The sequence below is a fragment of the Streptomyces sp. NPDC055239 genome (assembly GCF_053606205.1).
This window is the reverse complement of record NZ_JBSGRD010000040.1, coordinates 1-1,543: the sequence shown is the minus strand read 5'-3', so window position 1 is coordinate 1,543 and position 1,543 is coordinate 1. Positions and strand designations below refer to the sequence as shown.

The 1,543-nt window shown below is 70.9% G+C and carries 1 protein-coding gene; it reads left to right on the top strand.

Translation table 11 applies throughout. The features are described 5' to 3' along the window. A partial coding sequence (locus ACWFRJ_RS44545) for a non-ribosomal peptide synthetase (RefSeq protein ID WP_453544819.1) occupies nucleotides 1–1,543 on the top strand: 1,543 nt, incomplete at both ends.

Below are 1,543 nucleotides of genomic sequence, written 5' to 3'. Positions count from 1 at the left end.
CTCGGGCGCTGGGCGGGGCAGAGCGATGTGGTCCTTGGGACGCCGGTGGCGGGGCGGGGGCGCAGCGAACTCGACGATGTGGTCGGGTTCTTCGTCAACACCCTCGCCCTGCGGGTGGACACCGGCGGCGATCCCACCTTCGCCGGGCTGGTCGAGCAGGCCCGCACCGTCACCCTGAACGCGCTGGCCCATCAGGACATCCCCTTCGAGAAGGTCGCCCAGAGTGTCGGGGGCTCGGAGCGGGGCGGGCTGGTGCGGGTGCTGTTCGCCCTGGACAACACGCCCCGCGAGGCCATCCAGCTGCCCGGCGCCAGGGTCAGTGAGCTGGTCGCGGGCGGGGGCCGGGCGCAGTTCGAACTCGCCCTGCACCTGCGCGAACAGGCCGACGGCACGCTGGCCGGACGGATCGAGTACGCCGCCGACCTCTTCGACGCGGCCACCATCAGCCGCCTGCACGAGGCCTGGCAGCGCCTCCTGGACGCCGCCACCCGCCACCCGAACCAGCCGGTGCACGCCCACTCACTGCTCGGGACAGCCGAACGGGCGCAGATCACCGCCTTCGGCAACCCCCTGCCCGAACCCGCCGCCACCGGCCTCATGCACGAAGCCATCGCCGTCCAGGCCGCCCGCACCCCCGACGCGGTCGCGGTCACCGGCGAAGAGGGCCAGCTGACCTACCGGGAGTTGGACGAGGCCGCCAACCGCCTGGCCCACCACCTGATCGCGCGGGGCATCGGCGTGGAGGACGTGATGGGGATCTGCCTGCACCGCAGCCTGGACCTCATCGTCTCCCTGGTCGCCGTCCTCAAAACCGGGGCCGCCTACCTCCCCCTGGACCCCGACTACCCCCCGGCCCGCCTGACCCGCATGGCCACCACCTCCCGCACCCCCCTCATCCTCACCCACCAGCACACCCGCGACACGACCACGAGCCTCGACCTGCCCCCGGCCACCCAGCTCCTGGATCTCACCCGCGAAGAGCCGGACATCGCCGCCCGCCCCGTCACCGCGCCCGCCCCGGTCATGGATCCGGCGAATGCCGCCTACGTCCTCTACACCTCAGGCTCCACCGGCCAGCCCAAGGGCGCCGTCAACACCCACGCCGCCTTCACCAACCGCATCGCCTGGATGCAGAACACCTACCCCCTCACCCCCGCCGACCGGATCCTGTTCAAAACCCCCATCGGCTTCGACGTCAACGGCTGGGAATGGACCTGGCCCCTCACCACCGGCGCATCCATCCACCTCACCCCGCCCGGCGCCCACCGCGACCCCCACCAACTCGCCCACCTCATCCAAACCCACCACATCACCACCTGCCACTTCGTCCCCTCCATGCTCCGCTACTTCCTCGACAACCCCACCACCCAAAACTGCACCACCCTCAAACACCTCATCGTCTCCGGCGAAGAACTCACCCCCCACCTCACCCACACCCACCACACCACCCTCCCCCACACCCAACTCCACAACCTCTACGGCCCCACCGAAGCCGCCATCGACGTCACCGCCCACACCACCACCCCCACCACCCCTACCGACC